Origin of the sequence: Bradyrhizobium nivariense (genome assembly GCF_029846695.2) — a bacterium.
Classification (GTDB): domain Bacteria; phylum Pseudomonadota; class Alphaproteobacteria; order Rhizobiales; family Xanthobacteraceae; genus Bradyrhizobium.
Window position 1 is genome coordinate 86,364 of sequence record NZ_JARWCR020000031.1, and the last position, 6,961, is coordinate 93,324.

Consider the following 6,961-nt stretch of genomic DNA (forward strand, 5'->3'; position numbering starts at 1 on the left):
CTCAGCTTCCAGGCTTCTCTCCGAGGCCTGACCAGAACAGGTCCCGCCACGATGCCGGCGCCTGCTTGATCAGGCCGACCTTTGCCTCGAAATTCGCAAACTTCTGGGCGCCTTCCGGAGCCGTCGTGAAGTTGACGTCCTTGTCGCGAATGATGCTCTCGACGAAATCGGGCGCGAGCTTCGAGCCCTCCGCCTTGATGTAAAGGGCAGCGGCTTCCTTCGGGTTGGCCTTGATCCATTCGTTGGCGCGGTCGAGCCCGCGGACGAACGCCTGGATCGTCTTCGGATTGTCGTTGACGAACTTCGTGGTCGAATAGACCACGTTGAAGGTGTGGGGGCCGCCGAGCACGTCGTAGCTGTTGAGAACCTGATGCACCTTGCCGCTCGCCAGTTGCTGTTGCGAGAACGGCGGCGAGGTGAAATGGGCGGTGATCTCCGAGCGTCCCGACAGGATCTGCGCCGTCGCGTCCGGATGGGGCATGCTGACGGTGAGCTCGTCGAGCTTGTCGTATTTGCCGAACGCCTTGTCCGCCGCCATCTGGAGCACGATCGGCTGGAAGCCGACCTTGACCGAGGGGAGGGCAATCCGGTCCTTCTCGGTGAAATCCGCGAGCGTCTTGATGTTCGGGTTGTTGGTCGTCAGGATATTGGCCATCGAGCCGAGCGCAGCGACGCCGATGATCTTGGCGGTGGTCCGCGTCTTGTCCCACGTCAGGATCATCGGCGTGATGCCTGCCGTCGCGAAGTCGAGGCCTCCCGAAATCAGCGCCTCGTTCATGGCTGCAGCACCGGAGAGCCGGAGCCATTCGATCTTCGGCGGGGTGATGCCGAGCGCCTTGGATTCCTGTTCGATCAGGCCCTTTTCACTGGCGACGATGAGCGGAAGATAGGCGATGCCGAACTGCTGGGCGATGCGAAGCTGGTCCGTCTCGGCGCGGACGCCCGTGGTGGCACTGGCCGTCATCACCAGGGCGACTGCCGCGGCGTAAAAGGACTTCGATGCAATCATTCTGTGTTTCTCGAGCTCACGTTCGATTGGCCGTTACCTGGGATGTCCCGGCCTTTTAGGATCACATGTCAGGAAATCCCGCGACCGGTCCAGTGGACTGATGTCACGGCGCGATCTTCGAAAGATACGCGCTGAGCAAGCTGCGTTTGCCAGAGGTTCTATTCTAAAATTCTCTTCACGCGAAGAAGCGTGTTCTCGACGCGGCTAAATGCGTGCTTGTTGTTCTTGGTGCGATATTACAGACCGCCGTCGATGCCGCTCCGGGAAAGCGCTTCTCGTTGACCGCAACGTCCGGAGAAGTCTGTTCTACGGCGAGACGGCCGTCTCGCCGCTATCGTCAATGGCGGCACGAGTCATCCGCGATAGGCGTCGAAAAGAGTTTTACCTTTCATTGACGCGCGTCTCGCCCGGCACAAACATGTCTCGATAGGCGTCGTCTTTCTGCACCTGGCATTGCTCCGGGGCCGACGAATTTGCTGTGGTGTCGCCCGGAGGCAGGAGCAATGGTTTCGTCGTCGCTTGAAGAATTGTCACTGACGGCAGACGTGTTGATCGTCGGCGGTGGAATGGCGGGTGCATGGGCGGCGGCCTCGGCCGCGCAGGCCGGTGCGAAGGTCATTCTTGCCGACAAGGGCTATTGCGGCACCAGCGGCGTTACGGCCGCCGCGGGGCCGGGCCATTGGTGGGTGCCGCCGGATCCTGCCGCGGCTCGCGATGCGGCCGTCGCCAATCGCATTGCCGCCGGCCTCGGGCTCGGTGAAGCGGAATGGATGTATCGCATCCTCGATCAAACTTGGCGTACATTGCCGACGCTTGCGCGATACTACCAGTTCGGCGTCGACGACGAAGGCCGTGTCAACCATCGCGCGGTGCGCGGGCCGGAATATATGCGCGCGTTGCGTCGGCAGGTGCTCGGCCACGGCGTCACCATTCTCGATCAGTCCCCTGTTATCGAGCTGCTGGCGCGCTCGGATGGATCGATCGGTGGCGCACGCGGCCTGCGCCGGCAAGACGGCGGCCGGTCCTATCGGATCAAGGCCGGTGCGGTGGTGCTCGCGGCCGGCGGCACCAGTTTTCTGTCGCACCTCCTGGGATCGCAAACCAACACGGGTGACGGCTATCTGATGGCGGCCGAGGCTGGCGCAGAGATGTCCGGCATGGAATTCACCGCCGCCTACACCATCGCGCCGGCGCATTCGACGATGACGCGCAGCATGGCTTATTCCTTCGCGTCCTACTACGACGCCAACGGGCGCCAGCTGGATCTGCCGTTTGGTCCTGACCAGACCATTCGCCTGGCTCGCGCGTTGCAGCGCGGGCCTGTCACTTGTTCCCTGCATCGTCTGCCTGATGACATCAAGGCGAGGATGCATACGATCTCGCCCAACGTGCCGCTTGTGTTCGACCGCTGGGGCGTCGATCCCTACCGCGACCGCTTCGAGGTTACCTTGCATAATGACGGCACCATCCGTGGCATCGGCGGCGTGCGGGTGCATGATACGGATGGTACGACATCGGTACCGGGATTGTTCGTGGCTGGCGACAACGCATCGCGCGAGAAAGTCGCGGGCGCGATCTCCGGCGGCGGCAACGTCAATTCGGCCTGGGCGTTATCATCCGGCGTATTCGCCGGACGCGCGGCTGCGCGCGTGGCGCGCGATGTGAAGGGACGCGCCACAAAGCTTCGGCCGCTTGGCCGTGCGGGGCTTCACCCGGGCGGGCGGCCGGAGGCGGTTGACATCACTGCGATCCGCAACGGTGTGCGCGCCGAGATGCATCCGTTTGACAAGAACCTGTTCCGCACCGGCCCCGGACTTGCGGCGTCTTCGCGCGTGCTCGAGGATCTCTGGGGCGAAGTGGCGGATCATGGGCACGCGGGAACAGTCGCCTTGCGTGAGGCCGCGGCGCTCGTAGCAACGGCACGCTGGTCGGTCGCCACTGCGGCTGCACGTAATGAGAGCAGGGGACTTCACCGTCGTGAGGATTATCCCGCCCAGGATCTGCGATTAGCCGCGCGCCTGCTTAGCGGCGGATTGGACCAGGTCTGGGTCACGCCGGATCGTCCGTCAGCGGCGATCCAACCCGGTCAACTCGAGGCGGTGTCATGATCGAGCTCATTGTCGCGGAACGTTGCACGGATTGCGGAGCATGCATCGAGGTCTGCCCGGCCAACGTGCTCGATCCCGGCCGCGCCGGCCAGCCGGTTCTGGCGCGTGTCGAGGACTGCCAGACCTGCTTCATGTGCGAGCTGTATTGTCGCGCGGATGCGATCTATGTCGCGCCCGACTGCGATCGCCGCGTCGCCGTGAGCGAGGCAGACGTGGTGGCATCCGGGCGTCTCGGCCAATACCGCAAGCACTCCGGCTGGGATGAATGGGCGGAGCATTTTCCCAACGAACAATGGTTGATGGAGAACGTATTCCGCCGCGCCGGCGAGGCTGCGGCACAAGCGAAGGCGAAGCAGCGCGACGCCGTCGACGGGAAATAGCAGAGGCACATGAGAGACGAATTCATATGCCCGGCCGAGGAGCGTCGTCCTGTTGTTACAGGATGCCCGCCATCTTTGAAAAGACTATCTTGCGTCATGCGCCTAGCATGTCCGCATCAAAGCCATCATGAACGTGTGACATGAACACTCCCCGTATTGAAAGCAAGCGCGCTTCCACCAGCGTGCGATCGCCGATCATCGTCAATCAGCTCGGTGCGGAGGTTCGTGCCGCGCTCGCCGATCACTGGTCGCGCCCGCTGATCATCGATCACCCCGCCGATCGCGCGGCGTGGGAAGTCGCGCCGGAGGCCGACGTGCTGCTGACGCGGCCGCTGGCGGGTTGGCACAAGGCGCCTGCGGAGAAGCCCGCGGGTTGGCCGTTCGGCCTGCGCTGGATCCAGACCGCGTCCACCGGGATCGACTTCTTTCCGGCGTGGCTGCTCGACGGGCCCGTGGTCACGGTCGGCCGCGGCATCTCGGCCGATCCGATTGCGGAATATGTTCTCGCGGCAATCCTTGGCTTCGAAAAGCGCATCCATGCGATCCGCCCGCGCAATCGTGAGCAATGGAAGATCGCCCCGCTGGGCTCGCTCAGCGGCAAAACGATCGGGATCGCCGGTTTTGGTGCGATCGGCCGTGCGGTTGCCGAGCGGGTCAAGCCGTTCGGCGTCGATATCAGGGTTCTGCGGCGGTCGACCTGGCCCTACGTGCTTCCCGGCATCCAGCCCGTGGACAGTATCGAGCAACTGGTCGAAGTCTCCGATCATCTCGTGCTTGCGCTCCCTGCGACGACGAAGACAGCCCATCTGATCAACGCCGACGTGCTGGCGCGCGCCAGGCCATCGCTGCATCTGATCAACGTCGCGCGCGGCAAGATCATCGATCAGAAGGCCCTGCTGCAGGCGCTCGACGAGGGACGGATTGCCGGCGCCACGCTCGACGTCACCGATCCTGAGCCGCCGCTGGATGGCGATCCGATCTACGACCATCCCAAAATCGTCCTCACCCCGCATGTCTCGTGGACCGGGGGTGAGGATGTCAAGCGGCTGGCCGACAAGACGCTGGTGAATCTCGACGCCTATGCGCATGGCGTGGCGCTGGCCGACGTCTTCGACAAGACTCTCGAATACTAGAAAAGGAACCGCAACAATGAACAAGGTCGTCGAGAAGCCCAAGAAATATTCCCTGGTCGAACGTACACCGGCGGCGACATTTGAGGAGGAGAGGCTGCATCGCAAGCAGCGTCTCGCCGCGACGTTCCGGCTGTTCTCGCGCTATGGCTTCGATCAGGGCCTTGCGGGCCATGTCACCGTGCGCGATCCGGAATTCCCGGAGCGCTTCTGGATCAACCCGCTGTCGAAGCATTTCAGCCAGATCAAGGTGTCCGACCTCCAACTCGTCGACCATGACGGCAATATCCTGATCGGCGACAAGCCGATCAACCAGGCCGGATTCGTGATCCATTCGGCCATTCATGCGGCGCATCCCGAGGTGATCGCAGCCGCACACACACACTCGACCTATGGGAAGGCCTGGTCGGCGCTCGGCCGACTTCTTGATCCGTTGACACAAGATTCCTGCGCCTTCTATGAGGATCACGTGCTGTTCGATCCGTTCTCAGGTGTCGTGCTGGAGGCGGAAGAGGGCCGCAAGATCGCGCAGGCGCTGGGATCGAAGAAGGCCGCGATCCTGCAAAACCACGGCCTGCTCACGGTAGGACCGACCATCGAGGCCGCGGCGTGGTGGTACATCGCGATGGACAATGCCGCGCGCGCCCAGTTGCTGGCCGAGGCGGCCGGCAAGCCAAAGCCGATTCCGCACGAGGTGGCCAGCCTGACCTCGCGGCAGGTCGGCACGCACAAGGGCGGCTATTTCAGCTTCCAGCCGCTGTGGGACTGGATCACCGAGGCGGAACCGGAGCTGTTCAACTAGGAGCAGAGCTCGCGAGTCGGACAGCGAGCTCTGAGCATTGCTGCCGGATATCGGGCACAGCAATGATCTCCCAGAATGCGGCCCGCGTGAGCGGGCCAATGGCGTACAGACGGCGCGAGGGAGATCCATGCTGGTCGACGATCGCGCAGTCATTTGTGACCTCGATGCCGATCCTGAGCGGATCGATCCGCGCAAGGCCGTTGTCGAACAGGCTGCGCACGGCGGGGTTGTCGCTGGCGCCCGGGTCCTTGACGATGCCGGTGCAGTCCACGATCGCGCCGACCTGAAGCTCGGACAGTTCGCTCTGGCCGCGTCTGCGATAGCTGACGCGCATACCGTTCTGGACCTGCGTAACGGTCCCGAGCTTGCCGGGGACGACGGTCAGACGACCGGTCGCGAGCGCCTCCGCGATGCGGGTCTCGACCTCGGGCGCCGTCCGGTGGCGATGCACGTCCCACCAGGCGCGGGCGTGCTCCAGAAATCTGCGCCGCGATTCCAGCGGCAACTCCCGCCAGAGCCGCTGGGTGTGGGGCCTGATGGCGTCGATCGCGCTACGCCAGTCGCCGCTCTCGGCGACATGGGTCTCGGTACGACGACGAAACCAGTGCAGCAGGGCGCCGATCCGGGCACCGAACGGAATTTCGCTCTCGACGAGGCGCATTGGATCGACGCGGCGATGGGCTCTCGGCAGCAGTCCGCGCCGCGACAGGGCGACGATCGGCCCCTGATGCCCATGGCGGAGCAGCGACAGCACATAATCGACCATCGACAGACCCGTGCCGAGGATCAGCATGGTTGCGTTGCTGTCGATGCCGGCGGCAGCGGGAGCGATCCATGGGTCGACATGGCCGGGCAGGCGCGACGCCGCGGCGTCATGGCCAGTCGCGAGAATCGCAATGGCGCCAGTCAGTAGCGTCCCGTCAGCCAGCGTCACCGCGACGCCGGATGGCGCTTCACCAATTGCGATGCACTCGTTCTGCAAGATCGTGAGACCCCGCGTTCCGTCGCGGGAGGTCAGTGGCGCGATCAGGTCGGCGAGATAGTCGCCATAGGTCTGGCGAGGAACGAAGCAGTAGGGATCAGGACACATCGGCCCATCGGGTCGCGTGCATAGCCAGTTCCAGAAATGCCCGGGATCGTCAGGCAGCGCGCTCATGTTCGATACGCGAACGTTGAGGAGATGTTCGGGGTTGCCTGCGTGATAGGCAAGGCCTCGGCCAATCTCCGGCCGCTTCTCGATCAGTGTGACGCGAAGACCCGGCGGAGAGGCCTTGAGGAGCTGAAACGCCATCAGGGCGCCACTCGCGCCCCCTCCGACGATCATCGCGTGCCGCCCCTCAGGACCCATCGTGCCGCCCCCGTTTTCATCGGTCGGTCAACGTCGCAGGACTGCGAGCGGTTCTAGCAGTCTGCTGAAAAACTATGAAGTCGAGAGTTTTCTTGTCTTTGTTCGGTCGCTGTCGGGGCGGAGCGCTGGAGGTTGGATGTCGTGTTCGGCTTGGCGCCGGGTTACCCCGGCGCGGGGTGGCTAT

Annotated in this window: 6 protein-coding genes; 4 read left to right on the forward strand and 2 right to left on the reverse strand. The window is 63.8% G+C overall.

What is annotated here, in order from left to right:
- Position 1 precedes the first annotated feature (1 nt).
- On the reverse strand, positions 2–1,009 hold the full coding sequence (locus QCM77_RS24345; protein ID WP_279685237.1) for an ABC transporter substrate-binding protein: 1,008 nt from the start codon (positions 1,007–1,009) through the stop codon (positions 2–4).
- A gap of 503 nt (positions 1,010–1,512) precedes the next feature.
- On the opposite strand from QCM77_RS24345, the gene QCM77_RS24350 reads away from it, so the two are divergent.
- From QCM77_RS24350 to QCM77_RS24365, 4 genes are all read left to right on the forward strand, one after another.
- Complete coding sequence (locus QCM77_RS24350) at positions 1,513–3,117, forward strand: FAD-dependent oxidoreductase (RefSeq protein WP_279685238.1); 1,605 nt, start codon at positions 1,513–1,515, stop codon at positions 3,115–3,117.
- Positions 3,114–3,497: a 4Fe-4S dicluster domain-containing protein gene (locus QCM77_RS24355; protein WP_279685239.1), complete on the forward strand. Its 384-nt coding sequence runs from the start codon at positions 3,114–3,116 to the stop codon at positions 3,495–3,497. The genes QCM77_RS24350 and QCM77_RS24355 overlap by 4 nt, the downstream gene beginning before the upstream one ends.
- A 140-nt stretch (positions 3,498–3,637) precedes the next feature.
- Complete coding sequence (locus QCM77_RS24360; protein ID WP_279685240.1) at positions 3,638–4,630, forward strand: NAD(P)-dependent oxidoreductase; 993 nt, start codon at positions 3,638–3,640, stop codon at positions 4,628–4,630.
- Positions 4,631–4,646: 16 nt separating this feature from the next.
- Positions 4,647–5,429, forward strand: a complete 783-nt coding sequence (locus QCM77_RS24365; protein WP_279685241.1) for a class II aldolase/adducin family protein — start codon at positions 4,647–4,649, stop codon at positions 5,427–5,429.
- Here the strand turns inward: QCM77_RS24365 and QCM77_RS24370 are convergent.
- Positions 5,422–6,777 (reverse strand): FAD/NAD(P)-binding protein, encoded by a 1,356-nt coding sequence (locus QCM77_RS24370; protein WP_279685242.1) that lies wholly within the window; start codon positions 6,775–6,777, stop codon positions 5,422–5,424. The genes QCM77_RS24365 and QCM77_RS24370 overlap by 8 nt on opposite strands.
- Positions 6,778–6,961 lie beyond the last annotated feature (184 nt).

Coding starts and splice junctions, on each gene's coding strand:
- QCM77_RS24350 (WP_279685238.1), top strand. CDS start 1,513: ATGGTTTCGTCGTCGCTTGAAGAATTGTCACTGACGGCAGACGTGTTG.
- QCM77_RS24360 (WP_279685240.1), top strand. CDS start 3,638: ATGAACACTCCCCGTATTGAAAGCAAGCGCGCTTCCACCAGCGTGCGA.
- QCM77_RS24355 (WP_279685239.1), top strand. CDS start 3,114: ATGATCGAGCTCATTGTCGCGGAACGTTGCACGGATTGCGGAGCATGC.
- QCM77_RS24345 (WP_279685237.1), bottom strand. CDS start 1,009: ATGATTGCATCGAAGTCCTTTTACGCCGCGGCAGTCGCCCTGGTGATG.
- QCM77_RS24370 (WP_279685242.1), bottom strand. CDS start 6,777: ATGGGTCCTGAGGGGCGGCACGCGATGATCGTCGGAGGGGGCGCGAGT.
- QCM77_RS24365 (WP_279685241.1), top strand. CDS start 4,647: ATGAACAAGGTCGTCGAGAAGCCCAAGAAATATTCCCTGGTCGAACGT.